Raw genomic sequence first — 20,441 nt, 5'->3', positions numbered from 1 at the left:
CTCAGGCGGCCCCGGCCGTGGTGCCGAAACGGATGCCTTTTTCTTTCAGCCAGCGGCGATAGGCAATGGAGGAGGAATCAGCGCGCGTCGGAATTTCCGCGCGCGGCTCCAGCGGCAAAAGCAGCGGGCGCTGGTTTTCCACGATGATGCGGTCCTGCAGGAAGATGACCTGTTCGAAGTTGAGGAGCGCCTTGTGCGGCGAAACCGCATCGACCAGATACATCACCGGCTGGGCGCGACAAAACCCCTCTTCCATCGGCTGGATGAAGAGCGCAATCGCATCGAGCCGGTTCGGCGACGTTGGACAGACCCGGTAGAGCATCACCACGAAAGGTGATGGCACGCGGTAGGTCAGTTGCACGAAATCGCCCTCGCTTTCGGTGGCAGCGATGCGCGGCTGGAAGAAGGTGCAGTTGGTGGCCCAGACCTCGTCCACGTCGCGGCGGATCTCGGACAGGTAATTCGGCACTTCCGTATACGGCTCGGAGCCGAGGATATCGGTATGGACAAAAGGAAAATGCGCCATATCGAGAAAGTTCTCGACCACCCGAAGGCCGGAGGCGCGCATGGTCACCCAGCCGCAGAGCACAAAACGCCGATCCGCCTCCAGGGCTTCCTCGATATGGACGATATCCTTTTCCGGCGTGCCGAGCGTGGTGAACAGACAGCCGTACTTCACCTGCACGGGCAGTGCGGGTCCAAGCTGGCCGCCGGGGCCAATTTCGCGCACCAGCGGTTGACCGTTCGGGCCAAGCCGCATTTCGATATCCTGGCCGAGCAGCTTTGTGCGCACCGGCAGCGGCGTCAGGTCGCCAGCGGTCGCAACGGCATACCAGTCATCGAGTGCAACCTGGTCGGTCGTCTTCATGCGACAGATGCCTTTTCGCTGATCCATTGCTTGGTGCCGCCGCCATTGGCTGCAAGCCATTCGGCGCGGCGGGCAAAATGGGCCGGTGCCATGGCATGGATATCGGCAATGATCGCCTTGATATCGCCGGTCTTCAGGACGCCGTCTTCGACGATAATCTGCCCGTCCACCATGGTCATGGCGACATCGCCGCCGCGCACCGCATGGACGAGATTGTGCTGCAGGTTGAAATAGGGGCCCTCGCCAAACAGCGGCGTCATGCGTGGCGTATCGGTGCGCACGGCGATGATATCCGCCCGCTTGCCCACTTCCAGTGAGCCGATCTCGTCTTCGAGCCCGATTGCCTTGGCGCCCAGACTGGTTGCCATGCGCAGGCACTGCCAGCTGTCCATGGCCGAGGCATCGTGGTGACGCAACTTGCCCAGAAGCGAGGCCGTCTTCATCTCCTCGAACATGTCGAAATTGTTGTTTTCCTTTTCACCGTCGGTTCCGAGCCCGACGGGAATGCCGGCTGCCAGCATGTCGGCAATCGGGGCGATGCCGGAGGCAAGTTTCATGTTGGACACCGGATTATGGGCGACCGAGACGGCGTATTTGGCAATCAGCTCGATTTCCGCATCATCCAGCCAGACCGCGTGGGCAAGCATGGTGCGCGGCGCCTCGAAGAAACCGAGATCCTCCAGCACATGCATCGGCCTCTTGCCATAGGTTTCGAGGAACCCGCCAACCTCCACCTCCGCTTCCGAGCAATGGGTGTGAAAGCCGGTGTTGTGGCGCTTGGCCATGGCAATCGCCCGGCTCTGGCCCGCCGCATCCGCATAAAACAGATGTTCAAGGCCAACCCAGACATTGATGCGGCCATTGGCCTTGCGGTGCCATGTCTCGATCATCGTCTCGTTCATGTCGAGCGTGTCGAAATAATTGTAGTCGGGATGTTCGCCGACATAGGGCACGGCCACAAGCCGGGTGCCAATCGCCTCGGCGGCCCGCGCGCTTCCATCCATGTAGCGCCACATGTCGACCACAGTCGTGGTGCCCGACAGCGCCGATTCCGCGTAACAGAGATAAGACGCCGCTTCCGCTTCGTGCGGCAGAAGCACGCGGTGCATCGGGTTGATATGGATGGTCAGCCAGTCCCAGACCGGCAGGTGTTCGGCCGTGCCGCGCAGAAAGCCGGAATGGGCGTGGGCATTGATGAGGCCCGGCATCAGCAATGCGTTATCGATCCTCTTGACGGGAAGGTTTGGATGGCTGGCCTTGACCACCTCCAGCGTGCCGACCGAGACAATATGCCCATCCTCGACGGCGACGGCGCCTTCCGGAATGACGCTGTTTTGCGCATCCATGGTCAGAAGATAATCAGCCGTCAGGATCGTTGCGGTCGAGGTCATGGTCTGCTCCAGGGTTTCAGGACGAAGGACGCGAGTTTCACGCCGCCTCCAGAAGAAAGGCTGCGGCCCGCTCGCCGATCATCGTGACGGGCGCATGGGTGTTGCAGGTGGGAATGACGGGGATGACCGAGGCATCGGCAATCATCAATCGGTCGAGCCCATGTACGGCAAGCCGGCTGTCGACAACGGCCATGTCGTCCCGGCCCATTTTTGCGGTGCCGACCGGATGGAAAAAGGTGGAACAGCCGTTTCGGGCAAATTCGCGCAAGGCCGCGCGCGACAACCGACCGTTGGGAGCGGCAAACCCGTCAAACAGGGTGGCAAAGGCCGGGGTTTCGGCAAGCGCCATCACCATCTCGATGGCGCACACGGTTGCTTCCATATCCGATGGTTCGGCAAAATAGTTCGGCTGGATGTCGAGCGGGCCGAACGGATCGGCTGACAGCAGACGCAGGGTGCCGATGCTTTTCGAATGCATGAGCCCGGCGCCCAGCGAAAACACCGTGCCCGACATATCGTGCAGCGCGCGAAGGCCGGGGGCCGCACTGTTTCCCTGGACGGGAAAGCTATGCACATCGGGCTGTGCAAGGCCGGCATCCGATTTCCAGTTCATCATCGTGCCGCCGCCATTGTCGAGGACCTCGCCCAGAGGCACTTTTGAGCGGCAGACGACGGCCTGTACCAGCGGATGATCCTGGAGATTGCGCCCGACGCCCTTCAGCGCATGGACCAGCGGAATGCCGAGCCGTTTCAGTTCGGCCGGATCTCCGATCCCGGACAGCATCAGGAGGCGCGGCGTATCGAAGGCGCCGGCCGACAGCACCACCTGCGTTGTCGCACGGGTCTCGACAACGGTTCCATTCACCAGATGGCGAAGGCCGGTGCAGCGTCCATTTTCGATTATCAGGCCGATGGCCTGCGAGCCGGTCAGTACCGTCAGGCGCGGATGATCGAGGATCGGATAAAGATAACCACGCGCCGAACTCCAGCGCCTGCCATCGGCAATGTTGAGATTGGAGGGACAGGCGCCCTCGTTATTTTCCCCGTTCGGATCGGCAATCACCGGAATGCCAAGATCGCCCGCGCCATCCAGCATCGCCTGCGCCACCGGATGCAGCTTTTTGCTGGTGGTGATCTTCAGCGGGCCGCCGGCACCGCGCCAGACGTTTTCGCCGCCTTCCCAATCCTCCGCCTTCTTGAAGAAAGGCAGCACATCACGGAAGGACCATCCGTTACAGCCGGCCGCCTGCCAGGTGTCATAATCGTTCGGATTGCCGCGATACCACATCATCGCATTGATCGCCGATGACCCGCCGAGCGCCCTGCCGCGCGGAATGCCGATCGTGTGGCCGTTGACGCGGGGCGTTGGCGTATAATCATAACCCCAGTCCCAGCGGCCGCGCCCGAGCGATACCCATTGGCGCGGATCGTCGATTTCCGCGATGCCAAGCCCCGGCTCGCCCGCTTCCACCAGAAGCACGGTGGCATCCGTGCCATCGATCAGCCGGCGCACCACCGGCAGCCCGCCGGAGCCCGCGCCGATGACGATATAGTCATAGGCTTTTTGCAGCGTGCGGTTCGGCAGGATGGGCGGGACGTCGGTCATTGCATCGGCCTCAATTGTGCTCGCTCGGCCCCATGATCACGATGCCTTCGGTCGCCTCCACATGGCGCACGAAAATATACTTGTCCTCGCGCCCGTCCGAATGCTTGCGCTTGATATCCGGCTGCACGGTGCCGGCCACCTTGGCCACGACCACGTAAGGAACGTCAGCGGCAAGCCCCGCAGCGCAATGGGTCTCGAACTCCTCCAGCGTGCGCACTGTGTAGGCATGCTCGACGCCGGCCCCGCGGGCAATGGCGGCAATGTCGACACGCCCGAAGGCGGTATGCGTCGGCGGCCCACCGATCGACTGGTAACATTCGTTGTCCCAGACGACGATGAAGAGGTTCTTCGGCTGCTCATTGCCAAGCGTTGCCAGAATGCCGAGGTTGAACATCATGCCGCCATCCGTATCGAGCGAAATGATACGCCGGTGCGGCAGGCCGGTTGCAAGACCAAAGGCCTGCGGGGTGACGCAACCGAGCTGCTGCTGGAAGAGGCTTGCCGCGCGCATGTGCGGGGCTGCATTGTACCATTCATCGACGGAGGCGCCGAGTGACAGGATCACCAGCTCGTCCTTCAGCCGTTCGGCCAGAATTCTCATGCAGTCATAGCGCTTCATCGAACGATACTCCCGCCAAGGGCGATGGCCGAATGGTAATAGGCATTGTAGGACCAGTTATAGGCATCGACGATCGACTGCTCGATCTCGTCTTCCTCGCGCACCACGCGGTAGGGAATGCGCAACGCGTTCAGCACCGGTTCCATGGTGATACCGTGCGGAATGGCCCACCAGTTGTTTTCGCCCAGTTCTCCGCGATAGCTCATCAGCATGATGACGGGTATGCCAGCCCCCAGCCCCATGCGGGCCAGCGGCTCGACGGAGGCGCGCAGGCCGGAATTTTCCATGATGAGCGCTGCCCGCTTGCCCGAGAGAAAGACGCCGCCGCAGATGGCAGCCCCTTCGCCTTCATTGGTGACGCGGATGGTGCGGATATCCGGATCGGCATCAAGTGCCGGGTAAAGCTCCTTGAAGAGCGAGTCCGGCAGGTAGCAGACGGTGCTGACGCCGGCTTTCTTCAGCCCGCGGATCACGGCATCGACGGATGATGGCTTCATGGTTTTCCCTCGTTTCGAACAAAGGATCGCAAACCTGAAGTGTTCCGAATAGCTGATATCTTCTGACGCATTCGTTGCGCAAAAGGCAACATCTCAAGATGCCTTTCCCAATCCCTGCAAACCCGTCTGCCCCGATGCCTGCGTCAGCTGCTCGACCGATTGTTCCAGCAGCCGGCCGAGCGCGCTTGCCGCATCCGACATTTCCTTGGTCGAGCGGGACAGCAGCATCAGCTTGCGGTTGGGAAGCCGCGTGTCGGTGAGCGGTACGAAAACAAGAAGACCCTGTGCCAGTTCCTGTTCCACGCCGACGCGGGTTTGCAGCACAAGGCCGAGATCTCTCAGCGCGAGTTCCACCATCAGGCCGATGGAATTGGTGCGCGAGCGGCGCGACAGGTCAAGCAGCGACCCGTTCAGGGCATCCTCCACGGAGGCACCAAGCGTCAGGCTCTTGTCGGAGAGGATCACCCTCCGGTTGGCAAGATCGAAAAGCTTTAGTTCGGTCCGGCTGGCAATCTCGCTTCCGGGCAGCGCCAGAACCCCGATCGGCAGCGAGACGCTGGCAATGCGCCGCACGGTGCGCGGCACGCGCACGTCAAACAGCACGGCAAGATCGCATTCGCCTTCGGCCACCGCATTGGCGGCCTCCTGCGAGGCCATCACCTTGATATCGACGGTGATGGCCGGATGGCGCGCCCAGAACGCGGCAAGGGCTGCCGGAAGCAGGCCGCGCGCCACGCTCTCCACCACGGCGATAGAGACTGTTCCGCGATGCAGGCCATGCAGGTCATTGATCTCGGCGCAGGCGCGGGCAAGCTCGGATAACGAGGCCCGCGCGTGATAGAGCAGAAGCTCGCCGGCGCTGGTCAGCTTCAGGCGCTGGCGCACCCGCTCAAACAGCGGCGTGCCAAGTTCATCTTCCAACTGGCGCAGGATCCGGCTGACCGAGGACGGCGCGACATTCAGCGACAGCGCCGCCTGCCGGATCGATCCCAGCCGCGCCACCAGCTGGAAATAATGGATGCGGGTGGCAACCAGACCCAGCCGGTAGGCGTCCATCAGGCCGCCTCGAATGGCGGGACGATGGCCATCTGCGGCACGGTGACGAGGCCCTTGTCGGTGATGCGGATTTCCGGGATGACCGACAGCGGAATGAGGTTAAAGCCCATATAGGGAATGGTGCAGCCGGCCTTTTCCCACTCCACTTTCAGGGCCTGCACTTCCGCCGAGACCTCATGCACGCGCTTGTCGGACATCAGGCCCGCGACCGGCAGCGGCACCATGGCCGTCACCTTGCCATCCTGCACCACGCAGACCCCACCCTGATGCGCCTCGATGGCGCGCAGCGCCACCTGCATGTCGGCCTCATTGGTGCCGGCGATGATGATGTTGTGGCTGTCATGGCCAACGGACGAGGCGACCGCGCCGCTTTTCAGCGCAAAATTCGACAGAAGCGCATGCGCCACATTGCCATCCGATTTCCCATGTCGCTCGATGACCGTGACGAAGCAAAGCCCGTGACGGGAAAAATGGGTTTCCCAGTCATTGGCCGGCTCCAGCGTGATTTTCTCGTGGCCAAGGATGATGCCCGGCAGTTCGGTGCGGATGGTATTGGCAATCACCGTGCCGCCCGGCAGATCCGGGGTTAGCTTTACGTCCTTCGGCAGCTTGACCGTGTGATAGGCGGCCTCCGGATAACGCCAGCGGTTGGAAAGGGCGGCATCGAGCGCCGGCGTGATGGCCTTCTGGTCCACCACCAGTTCGCCGCCATACCAGGTGCTGTTGGGGTTCAGATCATCATCGAGCAGCACCAGATCGGCGCGCCGGCCACCGCCCATGCCGCCGATATCGCCTTCCATGCCAAAGCGGGTCGCGCCATGGAGCGAGCCCATCGCCCAGGCCTGTTCCGGCGTCATGCCGGCGCGGCGTGCTTCGCGCACCACCCAGTCGAGGCCGAAGGCCAGAAGATCTTCGGCGTCGCGGTCATCGGTGCAGACGGCAATGCGCTTGTGCGAGGCACCAAGCTCGGTGACCGTGCGGATCGCATCCGGCAGCGAATGCCACGGTGTCGTCGGCGGCCCGCCGCGCAGGAAAAGCCAGATGCCGGCTTCCAGAAGATCATCGGCAATGTCGCGGTCGATAGCCTCGTGTGTATCCGTGACGCCGGACGCGGCATAGGCGGAAACAAATTCGCGGCCATAGACATGGCCCGAGACCGGCCTTCCGCGCGAAAGCGCTGCGGCCAGAATGGCGTGTGACCGCTCATCCCCCATGGTGACGGGCACGAAATCCATCTTTTCACCCAGCGCCACGGCTTCCGGCCATCTGTCGAAGAGTGCCGCGATCTTCTCTGCCGTCAGGTCGCCGCCTGCCGTTTCAAGATCGGGCGATGTTGCCGGCACGGTCGAGGGGACCGTGAGGAAAATCGACAGCGGCGCATGGCGTGCGTCCTCCAGCATCGCCTCGACGCCCGCCACATCCATGACATTGCCGATCTCATGGCTATCGCAGAAGATCGTCGTCGTGCCGTTGAGAAGGGCCGCTTCCGCATAGGCGCAGGCCGTGACCATGCTCGATTCGATATGGATATGCGGATCGACCAGCCCCGGCGCGATAATGCCGCCTCTCGCATCATAACGCTTCGCACTTGTGCTTTTCGATGTGCCGGACGGTTTGACGGCCGCGATCCGGCCACCGGCAATCCAGACTTCCCGCTCCGGCAGGATGCGCTCCGAATAGGTGGAGAGCACGCGTGTCCCGGTGATCACCAGATCCGGGCTTGCACGTCCGGAAGCGACATCGGCCAGCCGCCGCGTCATGCTGGCAAGCGGGGCGACGGAAAATCGGGTGAGCGCCATGGCAAGATCTCCTCTTGTGACGGGATGCGGCAGTTGCGGCTCCCGCCTTGTCTTCAATGATAATCTGGAATGCCCGGCATGGTGCGGAACCCGGGCAGGATGCGGAACCGCCGCAGCCAGCGGCGAAGGGCGGGAAACTCGTCATGGTCGATGCCATAATCGCGGCTGAGCGCAAAGCTCGGCAGGAGCGACAGATCGGCAATCGTCGGGGTGTCTGCCGCAAACCACTCAAAACCTTCGATATGGCGCAGGACCATGTGATCATCCATGATGCGCAGCACCTGACGCGCCTCGCGCTTCAGCGCCGCAAGATCTCCGCCAAGGCCGAACACGGCCACGCGCCGTGCCTCGATGGCGCAGGAGAGTGCCGTGGCGGCAAAGAACGTCCACTGCATAACGCGTGAAAAGGTGGCGGGTTCAAGCGGCAGCCAGACGCCGGCCGCATCATGGGCGCGCGCCAGATGGGCAAGGATCGCCTGCGTACCATAGAGCACAAGATCACCATCCTTGAGGATGGGAAGGCTGCCAAGCGGGTTGAGCGCCCGCATGGCCGGCCCCTTTTCCTCATGCCCCGGCACCATGTCGATGGCCACGATCTCATGGGCAAGGCCGAGGAAGGAGAGCATTAGCCGCACGCGGTAGCAGTTCTCGTCGAGATCGTGATTGTAGAGGGTGATTTCAGACATCACGCCACCTCCGCAACGGTGACAGGCGCTTCAAGGGCAAGCCGCAAAGCCTGCGCCCAGCGTGCAAGGGCCGCAATCAGATCCGCCGATCCCTCATCCGCCAGGATATGCAGCCCGATCTTTTGCGGACCGATCACCTGAACGGCAATCGACAGGCTGAGCGCACCGGTCTCAAGTGTCCATACATGCGGGGCAACGACCTGCAGCCGGCCGGGAGACGTCTCGCCTTTCCCGACAGGCAGCAGCGTCTGTTTCAGGATGGCAAGGGCGTGGGCCGCGGAACAATCTGCATAAAGGCTGCGCACCGGAAGGTTTGTGCCCATCGTGGGAAGCGGATCGGCAGCCTGCGCAGCGGTTGCGAGCCGCGTCCAGATCACGCCGCCGGTTTCTTCGACGGCATAGGTGGCGATCTTGATCGTCTTTGGCACGTCGAGATCGGGATGGGCGGGAATATGGCGACATTGTCCGGCCGTATCATAGGACCAGCCGTGATAGAGGCAGGCAATATGGTCGCCGCGCACGAAGCCGAAACTCATGCGCATGCCGCGATGCGGACAGCGGTCTTCCCAGACATGCGCCACGCCCTTGGCATCGCGCCAGACAACCAGTTCAGCGCCCTCGACAACGGCGCCAGCCGACGTGCCCGGCTCGATGGAGGCCGAGAGCGCCACCGGCACCCATGCTGCTTCACTCGACATAGTTCATTCCCCTTGAATTCTGAAAGCTTGCGCATCTCGACATCAGGCATCGCTGCGCGTCACATCCATCACGATGCAGTCTGTTGGGCCAAGGCTGCAGGCCATCTCGAACATGTCGACCAGTGCCTCCTGCCCGCAAACCGACAGGCTGACGCGTGTGCCGCTGCAGGCATTGACGTCAAGATCGATATCGAGCCTGTCAGCACGGTGACGGGCAAAGCCGAGAAAGCTGTCGCAATCGAACGCGCCCTCGAACAGGAAATGCACGGGCGGGTTCATGGGGCGGCCCCAGGATGGCGCCCGGCAAGGCGTGTTCGATCCGCCCTCTCCTGCCCGTTCATGCTGCTGCGGCGCATTTCGTCTCCGATTGTCTGCATCTTGGGCATGTGACTAAACTTTGACCATGCCTTAATTTTATTCAGTCTAGCCTCAGCCAGAGCCCGCTTTCAAGCAAATTCTGTCCGGGCAGATGTTGCCTTTTGCGCATGCTTCCGATCCGTTTTTTTCGACTATGCGGAACACTGGCGATTTGAAAAGCTCGGGCTTGAAGGGTGTTGGCAGCTTTCCAACTGGAAGCCGAGGTGTCGTTGCGTCTCTTCAGGGCAGTCCGATTGGGCAGGCAGCAGGCTTGAAAGGACGCGCAGAAGCTGGGCAAAGACCCGCTGTCTTGCCCCAGCACTGTCGCCTTGCGGTTTGGCACGGGAGTTGCAGCAGATTGGCTGCCAATTTCAGGCTGACGGGGGAATGCCGCTTCCCATCGCATATTCGAAACAGAAACAATAAAGGGGTTCCAATGATCGACCTGCGTAGTCTTTCCCGTCGCGGCTTCCTGAACATGGCGGCGGCCGGCAGTGCCTCGCTTGCGCTGCCCGGCCTTGTGCGCTCTGCCTCTGCCGCAACAGCACTTCCCGCCGTCAACGAGAAAGATGCCGTGATCGGCTTTGGCCATGTCGGCCCGGTCACCGACGAGGGCTGGACCTGGTCGCACCATCAGGGCGTTCTGGCGGTGAAGGAAAAATTCCCCAACCTCAAGAAGGTGCTCGAGGTGGAGAACGTCCCCTATTCGGCGGATGCCACCCGCACCTATCGCCAGTTCGTGTCGGAAGGCGCGAACATGATTTTTGACACGTCCTCTACCGGTGACTTCCTGCACGAAGTGGTGCGCCGGGCCAAGGATACGGCCTTCATGGAATGCAACGGCCACGTGCTGATGGACAATCTCGGCTGGTATTACCTGGCGCACTGGTATCCGACCTATGTGCTGGGCGTTGCCGCCGGCCATCTGTCAAAGAGCGGCAAGCTCGGTTATGTCGCCTCCTTCCCGGTTGCCTCCGTCTATACCTCCACCAATGCCTTCCTGATGGGCGCGCGCACGGTAAACCCCAGCGCCACCTGCCAGACCATCACGATCAATTCCTGGTTCGATCCGCAGGCGGCGGCCCAGGCCGGCACGGCGCTGATCGACAATGGCTGCGACTTCCTGTTCGGCATCATGGATGAGGCGGCCTATCTGCAGGTGGCCGAAAAACGCGGTGTCTGGGCTGCCATGTGGAATACCGACATTCGCCGCTATGGGCCCAGTTCCTATGTCTCGTCGATTATCATCGACTTCAAGGATTATTACGTCGAACAGGTGCGCAAGCGGCTCGCCGGCGAATGGACACCGACCGAAAGCCTGTTTGCCATGGGTGCCGGCGTCGACCGTGACGCCTGGGGCGAAAAGGTTCCGGCAGATGTCGGCAAGGCTGCTGACGCGGTGCGCACAAAAATCCTCGGCGGCTGGTCGCCCTTCGTCGGCGAACTGAAGGATTCCAAGGGGGCGGTGCGTTTGGCAAAGGGCCAGAAGATGTCGGAAATGGATCTTTACAACTGGGATTGGTCCGTCGAAGGCGTCACCGGGCTTTAAGCACCCGACGCAGCCGATCAGGGACCGGGCACCTTGCCGCCCGGTTCCTTTACCCGCCTCTCATGCCGGAATGACCCGGACGGTATATCGCCCGAATGACGGAACCAAGCCCCCGATATGTGGTGCCGACAGGTGCAGCGCCGCTCGTGCAGCTGAAGGGCATCGCCAAATATTTCCCCGGCGTGATTGCTAACCAGGATGTCGACCTGGAGGTGATGCCGGGCGAGATCCACGCGCTACTTGGCGAAAACGGCGCGGGCAAATCCACGCTGATGAACATTCTGACCGGCATCTACCAGCCTGATGCCGGCGAAATCATCATTGATGGCTATGCATGCCAGTTTGCCTCGCCGGTTCAGGCCATCGCGGCCGGCATCGGCATGGTCCACCAGCACTTCAAGCTGGTCAACGCCTTCACCGTTGCCGAAAACATCCATCTCGGCTGGAGCGAGACGCCAAGGCGCGCCTCTGCCCCTGTCCTCGAAGAACGCACGGCGGCACTTGCGCAGAAATTCAATCTCCAGGTCAAGCCATCGGCACGCATCACCGAGCTTTCGACCGGCGAACAGCAGCGGGTGGAAATCCTGCGGGTTCTGGCGCGCAAGGCTCGCGTGCTGATCCTCGATGAGCCGACTGCCGTGCTGACGCCGGCCGAAGCGCGTGAGCTCTTCAAGGCATTGCGCAATTTCGTCTCCACCGGCAATGCCGTGATCTTCATCTCGCACAAGCTGGACGAGGTTCTGGAAATCTCCGACCGGGTGACGATCCTGCGCGGCGGCAGGAAGGCCGGCACGGAATTTGCCGCCGATTGCACGCCGGCAAAACTTGCCCGCCTCATGGTCGGGCGCGACATTGTGCTCGCCGATATGCGCGCCCGCCCCCCGGGGGCGGCTGGCGTGTCGTCGTCGCCGGTGCTGCGTCTGCGCGACGTCAGCGTGTTGAACGATAACGGGCATGTGGCTCTGCACGGCATCTCGCTCGATGTCCGCGCCGGCGAAATTCTAGGCATTGCAGGGGTTGCCGGAAATGGGCAACGCGAACTGTCGCAAGTGCTGACTGGAACGCGGCCGGCCGCAACCGGCGTGATCGAAATCGATGGACACGCCATTGCCCATGCCAATGCGGCCGATTTCGTGCGCCGCGGCATCGGCCATATCCCTGAAGACCGGCTGCAGAGCGGGCTCGCCCCCGGTCTTTCCATCACCGCCAATGCGGTGATGCGCGAATATGGCAAGCCGCCGGTGACCATTGGCGGCCTGTTTCGCCCGGGCGCCGCAAAGACGCTTGCCCGCAGCATTGCCAGTGCCGCAGAGGTTGTTATCCCCGATTTTGCCATGCCGATCCGCAACCTGTCGGGCGGAAACCAGCAGCGGCTGGTGGCTCGGCGCGAAATGCGCATCGCCTCGAAAATCCTTGTTGCCGCCTATCCGAGCCGCGGGCTCGATGTCGGCGCCATCAACATCATGCTGCGCTATATCGTCGACCTGCGCAATGCAGGCGCCGGTATCGTGCTGATTTCGGAGGAACTGGAGGAATTGCTCAACCTGTCTGACCGCATTGCCGTGCTTTACGAGGGACGCATCATGGGCGTGCTCGACAATGACCGAGTGGATATCGACGAGATTGGCCTGATGATGGGCGGGCGCCTTCGGGGCGAAAAGGGTGCAGCCCATGGCTGATTTTCGTCTGCAACGCCTGCCCTCCGCCACGCCAGCCGCAGCGCTTGGCGCGCGCATCCTGGCAATCGCCCTTGCGCTTGTCATTGCCGGCGTCATTCTGGCCTTCGTCGGAAAAAACCCGCTGGCGCTTGGCCTGCAGGTCGTCACTTCCTCGCTCGGATCAAGCTTCGGCCTGGAAGATCTCGGGCTTCTGGTCATTCCGCTGATCCTCACCGGATTATCGGTGACGGTTGCCCAGCAGATCGGCGCATGGAATATCGGCGCGGAGGGGCAGTTTTATGCGGGCGCCTTTGCCGCCAGCGCCGTCGGCCTTTTTGCGCCGCTGTCGGGAGGCTGGAGCCTTGTTGGCATGGGTGTTGCAGGCGCATTCGGCGGGCTCGTCTGGATCCTCATTCCCGCCCTTGCGCGTGCCTATGCCAATGTCAACGAGCTGATCACCACGCTGCTGCTCAACTTCGTCGCCATCCTGCTCGTTTATTATGTATCGACCGACGCCTGGCGCGAACGCGGCGGCGTTGCCAATTCCGCCACACCGCGCATCAAAGCCGAAATACCGGAATTCTGGGGACTGGTGCATTGGGGTCTGCCGATTGCCGTCCTGCTTGCCCTGGCGATGGCCGGCCTCCTTGCCTTTACCCGTTGGGGTTATGAGGTGCGGCTCATCGGCTCCAATCCGGCTGCGGGCAAATATCTCGGCATTACGGCGCGCCGCCACCTGATCACCGTCATGCTGCTATCGGGCGCTATTGCCGGCCTTGCCGGCATGCTGGAGATTGCCGGCTCCGTGCATCGCCTGCAGGGCGGTATTTCCAACAATTACGGCTATCTCGGCATCATGGTCGCGGTTCTGGCGCGCGGCTCCTCGATCGGCGTCATCTTTGCCGCAGCCCTGATGGCCTTCATCCTCAATTCGGGCATCATCCTGCAGACGCAAGGGCTGACCACCTCCACCGTGCTGGCGATTACCGGTCTCATCCTCTTCCTGACGGCGATTGGCGACGAGCTGTCGCATTACCGCGTCGTGCGCGACAAAAGCTGAAAGGAACCCGTACGATGGATCTCTTGACCGGACTTCTGACGACAGCCTTTCTGGCCGGCGGCGTGCTGGCGCTGGCGGCCATGGGCGAAGTGCTGGCCGAACGGGTGGGTGTCGTCAATCTGGGTGCCGAAGGGCTGATTGCCATGGGCGCCATCACGGCGGTTGCCACCGTTAGTGCTTACCCCTCGCCGCTGGTCGGTTTCTTGGCGGCGCTCTGCGTCGGCGCCCTGTTCGGTGGGCTGTTTGCCCTTGCCACCGTCACCATCCGGGCAAACCAGGTGCTGTGTGGCCTTGCCCTGACGCTGATCGGCACGGGCCTTGCCCAGACGATCGGTAAATCCTATTCCGGCATGCCGGTTGCAGCGACATTTCAGGGTGTGGAAATGCCGCTCCTGTCAAAACTGCCGGTCATCGGCCCGGCCTTCTTCAGCCAGAACATTCTGGTCTATCTCATCTACATCATCCTGCCGTTCGGCCTTTCCTACCTGATGTTTCGCACCCGCCACGGCATGAACATGCGTGCGGTGGGCGAAAACCCGGCGGCGGCCGATGCTGCGGGCATTCCGGTTACGCTCTTTCGCTTCGGTTATGTCTGCGCAGGCGCCGCCCTTGCCGCCGGTGCCGGCGCTTATCTGGTGCTTGCCTTCGTGCCGGCCTGGTCGGATGGGGTTGTCGCCGGGCGCGGATGGATTGCCGTGGCGCTCGTCATCTTTGCCGGTTACCGGCCCATTCCGGCCGCCCTTTCCGGCCTGCTCTTCGGTTTCATCACGGCGCTCGGTTTTGTCGGGCAGGCGCGCGGCTGGCCGATTGCGCCGGCCTTCCTGTCCATGTTGCCTTATGCCGGAACCATCGCCTTCATCATCGTGCCCGTCATCGCATGGCAGCGCATGCGCCGGCTGATGGCGGCACCGGCAGCCCTTGGCCAACCCTATTTCCGCAGCGTCCGGTGATGGACAGCATGGGCAAACGGCGTAAAACTGATCCGAAGGCTGGAAACCACAGGCACGAGAGGGTTTTTCCATGAAGGCGACAGACCGGGCGTCACTCGACCAGTGGTATCCAATCGAGACGGAGGCCGAAATCCCCTACGGCACCTCTGCCAACCGGCTGCTCGGCACCGATCTCGTGGTGACCCGCACCGAGGAGGGCGAGGTCGTCGTTCTTGCCGAAGGACAAGGCCTGCCGCTTCCGATCAAGCGCCGTTATGGTTATGTCTGGACCACGCTCGGCACGCCGGAAAAGGACATCTTTCCCATTGTGGAAGCAGACGAACCGGATCGACGTTACGTGCCCTGCGGTGCCGTGTCGGTAAAGGCATCCGGCCTGCGTATCATCGAGAACTTTCTCGACATGGCGCATTTCCCCTTCGTCCACACCGATATTCTCGGCTCCGAACCGCATACGCAGGTGGAACAGTACAATGTGGAAATCCGCCGCGATGTGGATGAAGTCTGGGCAACCAATTGCCAGTTCTTCCAGCCGCAGGCGGCCCTTTCGGCAAAAGACGGCCTGATGACCCAGTATATCTATCGGGTGATGACGCCGTTCACGACGCTGCTTTACAAGACCTGCCCGAACTCCGACACGCGCTGGGATGTGATCTGCCTCTTCGTGCAGCCGCTCGACCCGGATCGCTGCCGCGCCCATCCGGTAATGTATCTTCTCGACGATCAGTCGACGACGGCCTCGCTCATCCAGTTCCAGCAGCTGATCTTTCTGCAGGACCGCATCATTCTGGAAAACCAGCGCCCGGTTCTCCTGCCAATGGAAGCGCGATCCGAAATTCCGACGCGGGCAGATGCAAGTTCCATTGCCTATCGTCGCTGGCTGAAGGAAAAGGGCGTGACCTACGGCACATCGCTGCAGGCGGCCTGATGTTTCTCCACGATGATTGCGCCAGCGCTTGCGTTCTGAGGATCGCGGATTTGACGGGAAGATCTGCATGCGCGATCTGAGGAACAAGGTGCTGCTGGCGAGCGGTTTTCACGCGCCGATGCCGGGCGAGATCGAGGTTTTGAGGGACAGCCTCATTGTGCTCGATGGCGAGGGCATCATCCAATCTGTTCTTCATCCGGGTGATGAAGCCTATGGGCTGCAAAAATCCGATGCCGAGCGGCAGGAACGCCTGTGCCGGCTGCCGGCGGGGCATAGTATGCTGCCGGGCTTTGTCGATTGCCATGTGCATGCGCCACAATATCCGCAGCTTGGCACGGCACTCGACGTGCCGCTCGAAACCTGGCTGCACACCTACACCTTTCGGCTCGAGGCCCGTTATACCGATCTTGCCTTTGCGCGACGCGCCTATCGCCTGCTGGTCGAGGATCTCCTGGCAAACGGCACGACGACGGCGCTTTATTTCGCCACCATCCATCAGGATGCGACGCGGCTGCTGGTCGATATCTGCCTGGAGAAAGGCCAGCGCGCCCTGATCGGCAAGGTCGCGATGGACAACCCGGACGAATGCCCGGACTATTACCGCGATGTTTCGCCCGATGCGGCGATCAAGGGTACGAAGGCGCTGATCGATTATGTTCGCGCGCATCCGGACAATACCGCCGGCACCGTTTTGCCGGTGGTGACACCGCGTTTCATACCGGCCTGCACGGATGCAACGCTTCAAGGTCTGGGTGAGCTTGCAAGCGACTGCGGCTGCCATGTGCAGACCCATTGCTCGGAAAGTGACTGGGAGCATGGTTATGTGCTGTCCCGCCACGGCATGACCGATACGATGAGCCTCGATCGTTTCGGACTTCTGGGCCGGCGCAGCATGCTGGCCCATTCAAACCTTTTGACGCCTGATGACATGGAGCAGATCAAGGTGCGCCAGGCAGCCGTCGCCCATTGTCCGCTCTCCAACGCCTATTTTGCCGGTGCGGTATTTCCGCTGCGGGCAGCGCTTGAAAAAGGCTTGCATGTCGGGCTTGGCAGCGATGTGTCCGGGGGCCCAAGCGCCTCGCTTCTGGAAAACATGCGGGCGGCCATCCTTGTCTCTCGGATGCTGGAAAGCGGCGTTGATGGCAATCTTCCACCCCATCTGAGGGCAAGCGGGGCAAAAACCCGCATCGATTTTCGCCATGCTTTCCACGTGGCAACGGCTGGCGGCGGCATGGCGCTGGATCTGCCGGTCGGCCAGTTCACGCCGGGCTATCGTTTCGATGCCATCACCATCGATCCGCAGGCGGATGGCGGCACGTTGCGCCTGTTCGACGGCGACGAAGGCAGCGAAACGGCCTTGCAGAAAATCATCTTCACAGCCTCCCGCGCCAATATCGCCGCTGTTTACGTGGATGGCCGCAAGGTGGCATAAGCCGCGTCCCGTAGCCGTTTTGAGCGAAATGGCGTTGTCGCGCATTCGACGCCTGATCAAGGAAAAGGTGGAGCAACCGGCCGGCGCCGGCCGAAGCGTCGCCGGGCCCCGGCGCATGCTGCATCGAGAATTGTCGCCAGCAGGTCGTCAACCGACAATCAGGGCTCAAGCCCGGCGCAGCGGGCCGTGTTGCGGATGTGACCTTCCATCTCGCGCTTGGCCTGCGCGCCGTCATTGGCCTTCAGGGCGACGATGATCCGCCGGTGTTCGGCAATCGACTGACGCATGCGTTCCGGATCGGTGATCGGGATGGGTTGAGCCTGCGTTTCCGTCAACTGTTCGCGAACCGTCTGATAGAGAGCCTTCAGCATGGAGTTGGCGCAGGCGGAGACAATGGTGCCGTGGAACTCCAGATCCGCCTCGACATTGGCCAAGAGGTCCTGGCTTGCCCAGCATGTCTCCATGGTGTGTGTTGCCTTCTCCATCTTTTCCAACTGCATTTGCGTGAGGCGGCCGGCGGAGAGCCGCGCGATCTCGCCTTCCAGCAGGATGCGCGTCTGGAAGACATCAAACACCGAGTAGCTGTCCGAATAACGCCAGGGCGCCATGTGGCCGGGCTGCCCGGCGGCGGCTTGCGACGGTTGCGTCACGAAGGTTCCGCGCCCTGCTTCGGTCTTCAAGAGGCCAAGCGTTTCAAGGGTCAGCAAGGCTTCGCGAAGCGAGGCCCGGCTGATGCCGAACTTTTGCGAAAACATCCGCTGCGAGGGAATTTTCTCGCCCGCCTTCAGCGCACCGGACTGGATCATCGCCTGGATCTCCCGGGCGACCGATTGCGGAAGAAGTGTCTTGTTGAACATGCGATCCCTATTCCGCCCTGTGGCGCCAGCCAGCAATCTATTTTTTTAGCGGCCGTCTTGCAAAGCGGAAAGCATCATGCTTCTTTGGCCTTACTGGTCTGACCAGTTAGACCAATCTAGTTCAAGTCATGTCCAAAAAACAAGGGGAACCATCATGACAGGCAGAAACCGGATCAAGACGATGATGCTCAGCGGCCTTCTGGCCATTGTAAGCCTTGGCGCGGCTGAGGCCGCCGATCTCACTGTGGGCGCCAACATCGGCAATGTGCCCTGGGAGTTCCAGGATGCCAGCGGCAAGACCGTCGGCTTCGAGGTCGATCTCGTCAGCGAAATTGCAAAGCGCCTCGGCAAGACTGTCGAGTTCGTCAACACGCCGTTTGCAGGCCTGTTTCCGGCGGTGCAATCCGGCCGCATCAACATGGCCGTGTCTTCCATCACCATTACCCAGAAGCGCCTGGAATCGGTTTCCTTTGCGCAGCCTTATTACGATAGTGACCAGTCGCTGACCGTGACGGCCGCATCCGGTATCAAGGGCTTGAAAGATATGGGCGGCAAGGTGGTCGGTGTCGACACCGGCTCGACCGGCGACATGTGGGCCGACGCGCACAAGGGCGACTACAAGCTGGGAGAAATCCGCAAGTTCGAGGGCCTGCAGCCCGCCATGCTCGATCTCGTGGCCGGCCGCGTCGACGGCTATATCTCCGACATTCCGGCCCTTCTCTACTATGTCAAGGACAAGCCGGAACTGAAGGTGGTGGAACGCATCCCGACGGGTGAGAAATATTCGATCATGTTCAACAAGGGCGATCCGCTGGCAGCGCAGGTGAACGACGTCATCACCACACTGAAGAAGGAAGGTTTCATCGCAAAGCTGCACCAGACCTGGTTTGGCGCCAAGGCCGAAGACACGACCTCCACGGTTGCCGTCCTCGACATGCCCAAGGCCAAGTAACGGCTTGAACTGCCCCGGCGGGATGCATCACGCCTCTCGCCGGGCTGCCAAGGGAGCCGGTCCGGCATGAACCTCATCAATACTTTCTTCAATCTGCGCGTCCTCATCGACAGCCTGCCGCAACTGATGTGGGGCCTTGTGGTAACGCTGCAGATCGGCGTGACCAGCATCGTCTGCGGCCTTATCGGCGGCCTTTTCCTGGCGGTGGCCAGGCTTTATGCGCCGCAGTTCGCCAAGGTGCTGATCCGCATCTACATCGACATCTTCCGCTCCATTCCACTGCTGGTGCTGCTGATCATCGTCTATTACGCACTGCCCTTCGTCGGCATCCGCCTGTCGCCCTTTTTCTCGGCTGTCACGGCCCTGTCGCTGGTGTCGGCGGCCTATACGGCAGAAATCTTCCGGGCCGGCATCGAGGCGATCCCGCATGGCCAGTTCGAGGCCTCGGCAGCACTCGGGCTTTCCAACCGCCACACGATGGTCGACGTGATCCTGCCGCAGGCGATCCGCATCGTCATTCCGCCGCTTACCAACAACTGCATCAATGTGATGAAGGATACCGCACTCGCCTCCGTCGTTGCCATGCCGGACCTTCTGAAGCAGGCAACGCAGGCGCAGGCCCTATCTGCCAATCCGACGCCATTGATTGGCGCTGCCCTGATTTACATTGCCCTGCTCTGGCCGATGGTGGCCGTTGTCGCCCGTCTTGAAAAACATTTCAGCCGGGGGAAACGCTGATGCCTGACATCATCTCCATCCGAAATCTCACCAAGGCCTATGGCACGTTCACGGTGCTGCACGGCATCGATCTCGACATTGCCGAAGGCGAGGTCGTCTGTGTCATCGGCCCGTCCGGGTCCGGCAAGTCGACGCTGATCCGCTGCATCAACCATCTGGAAGCCTTTTCCGAAGACAGCACGATCCGTGTCGACGGCATCCGGGTGGAGCCCGGGCCGGCGCTTGCCAAGGTGCGGGCGGAGGTCGGAATGGTCTTCCAGTCGTTCAATCTCTTCCCGCACATGACGGTGCTGAAAAACGTCATGCTGGCGCCGATGCGGGTGCGCCGGACGCCGGAAGCCGAGGCCGAGCGTCTGGCACGCGAGCTTCTGGCTCGGGTGGGCATTTCCGAACAGGCGGAAAAATATCCCGGCCAGCTTTCCGGCGGCCAGCAGCAGCGCGTTGCCATTGCCCGTGCGCTTGCCATGCAGCCGAAGGTTCTGCTGTTTGACGAGCCAACCTCGGCGCTTGATCCGGAAATGGTTGGCGAGGTGCTGGACGTGATGCGCAAGCTTGCCGGCACCGGCGTGACCATGGTGGTGGTGACGCATGAGATGGGCTTTGCCCGACAGGTCGCCGATCGCGTCATCTTCATGGACGGCGGAAAGCTGGTGGAGACCGGCACGCCACAGGCGCTGTTCGATGCGCCGCGCGAGGAACGCACCCGCAGCTTCCTGCGCGCCGTCCTCAACCACTGAACAACA

20 protein-coding genes are annotated in these 20,441 nt (G+C 61.8%); 9 read left to right on the top strand and 11 right to left on the bottom strand.

The features are described 5' to 3' along the window. Nucleotide 1: 1 nt before the first annotated feature. The 10 genes from AC4CWH_RS24320 to AC4CWH_RS24275 form a co-directional block, all read right to left on the bottom strand. A complete protein-coding gene (locus AC4CWH_RS24320) occupies nucleotides 2–868 on the bottom strand; it encodes an aromatic ring-hydroxylating dioxygenase subunit alpha (protein WP_491321771.1) in 867 nt (288 codons plus the stop codon). Then, a complete protein-coding gene (locus AC4CWH_RS24315) occupies nucleotides 865–2,259 on the bottom strand; it encodes an amidohydrolase family protein (RefSeq protein ID WP_491321770.1) in 1,395 nt (464 codons plus the stop codon). The genes AC4CWH_RS24320 and AC4CWH_RS24315 overlap by 4 nt, the downstream gene beginning before the upstream one ends. A 37-nt stretch (nucleotides 2,260–2,296) precedes the next feature. Then, on the bottom strand, nucleotides 2,297–3,865 hold the full coding sequence (locus AC4CWH_RS24310) for a GMC family oxidoreductase (protein WP_491321769.1): 1,569 nt from the start codon (nucleotides 3,863–3,865) through the stop codon (nucleotides 2,297–2,299). A 10-nt stretch (nucleotides 3,866–3,875) separates the two neighbouring features. Next, the gene (locus tag AC4CWH_RS24305) at nucleotides 3,876–4,484 is read right to left on the bottom strand and encodes a thiamine pyrophosphate-dependent enzyme (protein WP_491321768.1); all 609 of its coding nucleotides are present in this window, start codon (nucleotides 4,482–4,484) and stop codon (nucleotides 3,876–3,878) included. Then, a complete protein-coding gene (locus AC4CWH_RS24300) occupies nucleotides 4,481–4,981 on the bottom strand; it encodes a thiamine pyrophosphate-binding protein (protein WP_491285791.1) in 501 nt (166 codons plus the stop codon). Before AC4CWH_RS24300 ends, AC4CWH_RS24305 begins: the two co-directional genes overlap by 4 nt. A gap of 93 nt (nucleotides 4,982–5,074) precedes the next feature. Next, on the bottom strand, nucleotides 5,075–6,037 hold the full coding sequence (locus AC4CWH_RS24295; RefSeq protein ID WP_491321767.1) for a LysR family transcriptional regulator: 963 nt from the start codon (nucleotides 6,035–6,037) through the stop codon (nucleotides 5,075–5,077). Further along, nucleotides 6,037–7,836 (bottom strand): adenine deaminase C-terminal domain-containing protein, encoded by a 1,800-nt coding sequence (locus tag AC4CWH_RS24290; RefSeq protein WP_491321766.1) that lies wholly within the window; start codon nucleotides 7,834–7,836, stop codon nucleotides 6,037–6,039. Before AC4CWH_RS24290 ends, AC4CWH_RS24295 begins: the two co-directional genes overlap by 1 nt. A gap of 53 nt (nucleotides 7,837–7,889) precedes the next feature. Beyond that, complete coding sequence (locus tag AC4CWH_RS24285; protein ID WP_491321765.1) at nucleotides 7,890–8,522, bottom strand: glutathione S-transferase family protein; 633 nt, start codon at nucleotides 8,520–8,522, stop codon at nucleotides 7,890–7,892. After that, entirely contained in the window at nucleotides 8,522–9,220 is a 699-nt protein-coding gene (locus AC4CWH_RS24280) for a Rieske 2Fe-2S domain-containing protein (RefSeq protein ID WP_491321764.1), read from the bottom strand. Before AC4CWH_RS24280 ends, AC4CWH_RS24285 begins: the two co-directional genes overlap by 1 nt. A 42-nt stretch (nucleotides 9,221–9,262) precedes the next feature. Beyond that, nucleotides 9,263–9,499, bottom strand: a complete 237-nt coding sequence (locus AC4CWH_RS24275) for a hypothetical protein (RefSeq protein WP_137130833.1) — start codon at nucleotides 9,497–9,499, stop codon at nucleotides 9,263–9,265. 514 nt (nucleotides 9,500–10,013) lie between these two features. Here AC4CWH_RS24275 and AC4CWH_RS24270 point away from each other — a divergent pair. The 6 genes from AC4CWH_RS24270 to guaD all read left to right on the top strand — a co-directional run bounded on the left by AC4CWH_RS24270 (nucleotide 10,014) and on the right by guaD (nucleotide 17,151). Beyond that, a complete protein-coding gene (locus tag AC4CWH_RS24270; RefSeq protein ID WP_491285797.1) occupies nucleotides 10,014–11,126 on the top strand; it encodes a BMP family ABC transporter substrate-binding protein in 1,113 nt (370 codons plus the stop codon). 95 nt (nucleotides 11,127–11,221) lie between these two features. After that, nucleotides 11,222–12,805 carry an ABC transporter ATP-binding protein gene (locus AC4CWH_RS24265; RefSeq protein WP_491321763.1) on the top strand — a complete coding sequence of 528 codons (1,584 nt, stop codon included), beginning with the start codon at nucleotides 11,222–11,224 and terminating at the stop codon, nucleotides 12,803–12,805. After that, the gene (locus tag AC4CWH_RS24260; RefSeq protein ID WP_491321762.1) at nucleotides 12,798–13,844 is read left to right on the top strand and encodes an ABC transporter permease; all 1,047 of its coding nucleotides are present in this window, start codon (nucleotides 12,798–12,800) and stop codon (nucleotides 13,842–13,844) included. Before AC4CWH_RS24265 ends, AC4CWH_RS24260 begins: the two co-directional genes overlap by 8 nt. A 14-nt stretch (nucleotides 13,845–13,858) precedes the next feature. After that, the gene (locus AC4CWH_RS24255) at nucleotides 13,859–14,794 is read left to right on the top strand and encodes an ABC transporter permease (RefSeq protein WP_491321761.1); all 936 of its coding nucleotides are present in this window, start codon (nucleotides 13,859–13,861) and stop codon (nucleotides 14,792–14,794) included. A gap of 70 nt (nucleotides 14,795–14,864) precedes the next feature. Then, on the top strand, nucleotides 14,865–15,719 hold the full coding sequence (locus AC4CWH_RS24250; RefSeq protein ID WP_491321760.1) for an aromatic ring-hydroxylating dioxygenase subunit alpha: 855 nt from the start codon (nucleotides 14,865–14,867) through the stop codon (nucleotides 15,717–15,719). Between the two features lie 67 nt (nucleotides 15,720–15,786). After that, nucleotides 15,787–17,151 carry a guanine deaminase gene (gene guaD / locus AC4CWH_RS24245; protein ID WP_491321759.1) on the top strand — a complete coding sequence of 455 codons (1,365 nt, stop codon included), beginning with the start codon at nucleotides 15,787–15,789 and terminating at the stop codon, nucleotides 17,149–17,151. Between the two features lie 158 nt (nucleotides 17,152–17,309). On the opposite strand, the gene AC4CWH_RS24240 is transcribed toward guaD, so the two are convergent. Beyond that, nucleotides 17,310–18,008 carry a FadR/GntR family transcriptional regulator gene (locus tag AC4CWH_RS24240; protein ID WP_491285809.1) on the bottom strand — a complete coding sequence of 233 codons (699 nt, stop codon included), beginning with the start codon at nucleotides 18,006–18,008 and terminating at the stop codon, nucleotides 17,310–17,312. Between the two features lie 181 nt (nucleotides 18,009–18,189). Here AC4CWH_RS24240 and AC4CWH_RS24235 point away from each other — a divergent pair, with 181 nt between their 5' ends. From AC4CWH_RS24235 to AC4CWH_RS24225, 3 genes are all read left to right on the top strand, one after another. Next, entirely contained in the window at nucleotides 18,190–18,960 is a 771-nt protein-coding gene (locus tag AC4CWH_RS24235) for a transporter substrate-binding domain-containing protein (protein ID WP_491322328.1), read from the top strand. 66 nt (nucleotides 18,961–19,026) lie between these two features. Next, nucleotides 19,027–19,698 (top strand): amino acid ABC transporter permease, encoded by a 672-nt coding sequence (locus tag AC4CWH_RS24230; RefSeq protein ID WP_491285811.1) that lies wholly within the window; start codon nucleotides 19,027–19,029, stop codon nucleotides 19,696–19,698. Next, on the top strand, nucleotides 19,698–20,435 hold the full coding sequence (locus AC4CWH_RS24225) for an amino acid ABC transporter ATP-binding protein (protein WP_491321758.1): 738 nt from the start codon (nucleotides 19,698–19,700) through the stop codon (nucleotides 20,433–20,435). The genes AC4CWH_RS24230 and AC4CWH_RS24225 overlap by 1 nt, the downstream gene beginning before the upstream one ends. Nucleotides 20,436–20,441: the final 6 nt, after the last annotated feature.

Source organism: Neorhizobium sp. PAMB6716, assembly GCF_058242805.1.
The sequence above is the reverse complement of the archived record's forward strand: the minus strand, read 5'-3'. Positions and strand labels throughout refer to the sequence as shown.

What these genes read in the sequence shown, in the direction of transcription:
- AC4CWH_RS24300 (WP_491285791.1), bottom strand. Translation starts at nt 4,981, where the DNA reads ATGAAGCCATCATCCGTCGATGCCGTGATCCGCGGGCTGAAGAAAGCC.
- AC4CWH_RS24265 (WP_491321763.1), top strand. Translation starts at nt 11,222, where the DNA reads ATGACGGAACCAAGCCCCCGATATGTGGTGCCGACAGGTGCAGCGCCG.
- AC4CWH_RS24310 (WP_491321769.1), bottom strand. Translation starts at nt 3,865, where the DNA reads ATGACCGACGTCCCGCCCATCCTGCCGAACCGCACGCTGCAAAAAGCC.
- AC4CWH_RS24235 (WP_491322328.1), top strand. Translation starts at nt 18,190, where the DNA reads ATGATGCTCAGCGGCCTTCTGGCCATTGTAAGCCTTGGCGCGGCTGAG.
- AC4CWH_RS24225 (WP_491321758.1), top strand. Translation starts at nt 19,698, where the DNA reads ATGCCTGACATCATCTCCATCCGAAATCTCACCAAGGCCTATGGCACG.
- AC4CWH_RS24320 (WP_491321771.1), bottom strand. Translation starts at nt 868, where the DNA reads ATGAAGACGACCGACCAGGTTGCACTCGATGACTGGTATGCCGTTGCG.
- AC4CWH_RS24270 (WP_491285797.1), top strand. Translation starts at nt 10,014, where the DNA reads ATGATCGACCTGCGTAGTCTTTCCCGTCGCGGCTTCCTGAACATGGCG.
- AC4CWH_RS24295 (WP_491321767.1), bottom strand. Translation starts at nt 6,037, where the DNA reads ATGGACGCCTACCGGCTGGGTCTGGTTGCCACCCGCATCCATTATTTC.
- AC4CWH_RS24280 (WP_491321764.1), bottom strand. Translation starts at nt 9,220, where the DNA reads ATGTCGAGTGAAGCAGCATGGGTGCCGGTGGCGCTCTCGGCCTCCATC.
- AC4CWH_RS24260 (WP_491321762.1), top strand. Translation starts at nt 12,798, where the DNA reads ATGGCTGATTTTCGTCTGCAACGCCTGCCCTCCGCCACGCCAGCCGCA.
- AC4CWH_RS24255 (WP_491321761.1), top strand. Translation starts at nt 13,859, where the DNA reads ATGGATCTCTTGACCGGACTTCTGACGACAGCCTTTCTGGCCGGCGGC.
- AC4CWH_RS24275 (WP_137130833.1), bottom strand. Translation starts at nt 9,499, where the DNA reads ATGAACCCGCCCGTGCATTTCCTGTTCGAGGGCGCGTTCGATTGCGAC.
- AC4CWH_RS24240 (WP_491285809.1), bottom strand. Translation starts at nt 18,008, where the DNA reads ATGTTCAACAAGACACTTCTTCCGCAATCGGTCGCCCGGGAGATCCAG.
- guaD (WP_491321759.1), top strand. Translation starts at nt 15,787, where the DNA reads ATGCGCGATCTGAGGAACAAGGTGCTGCTGGCGAGCGGTTTTCACGCG.
- AC4CWH_RS24230 (WP_491285811.1), top strand. Translation starts at nt 19,027, where the DNA reads ATGAACCTCATCAATACTTTCTTCAATCTGCGCGTCCTCATCGACAGC.
- AC4CWH_RS24290 (WP_491321766.1), bottom strand. Translation starts at nt 7,836, where the DNA reads ATGGCGCTCACCCGATTTTCCGTCGCCCCGCTTGCCAGCATGACGCGG.
- AC4CWH_RS24250 (WP_491321760.1), top strand. Translation starts at nt 14,865, where the DNA reads ATGAAGGCGACAGACCGGGCGTCACTCGACCAGTGGTATCCAATCGAG.
- AC4CWH_RS24315 (WP_491321770.1), bottom strand. Translation starts at nt 2,259, where the DNA reads ATGACCTCGACCGCAACGATCCTGACGGCTGATTATCTTCTGACCATG.
- AC4CWH_RS24285 (WP_491321765.1), bottom strand. Translation starts at nt 8,522, where the DNA reads ATGTCTGAAATCACCCTCTACAATCACGATCTCGACGAGAACTGCTAC.
- AC4CWH_RS24305 (WP_491321768.1), bottom strand. Translation starts at nt 4,484, where the DNA reads ATGAAGCGCTATGACTGCATGAGAATTCTGGCCGAACGGCTGAAGGAC.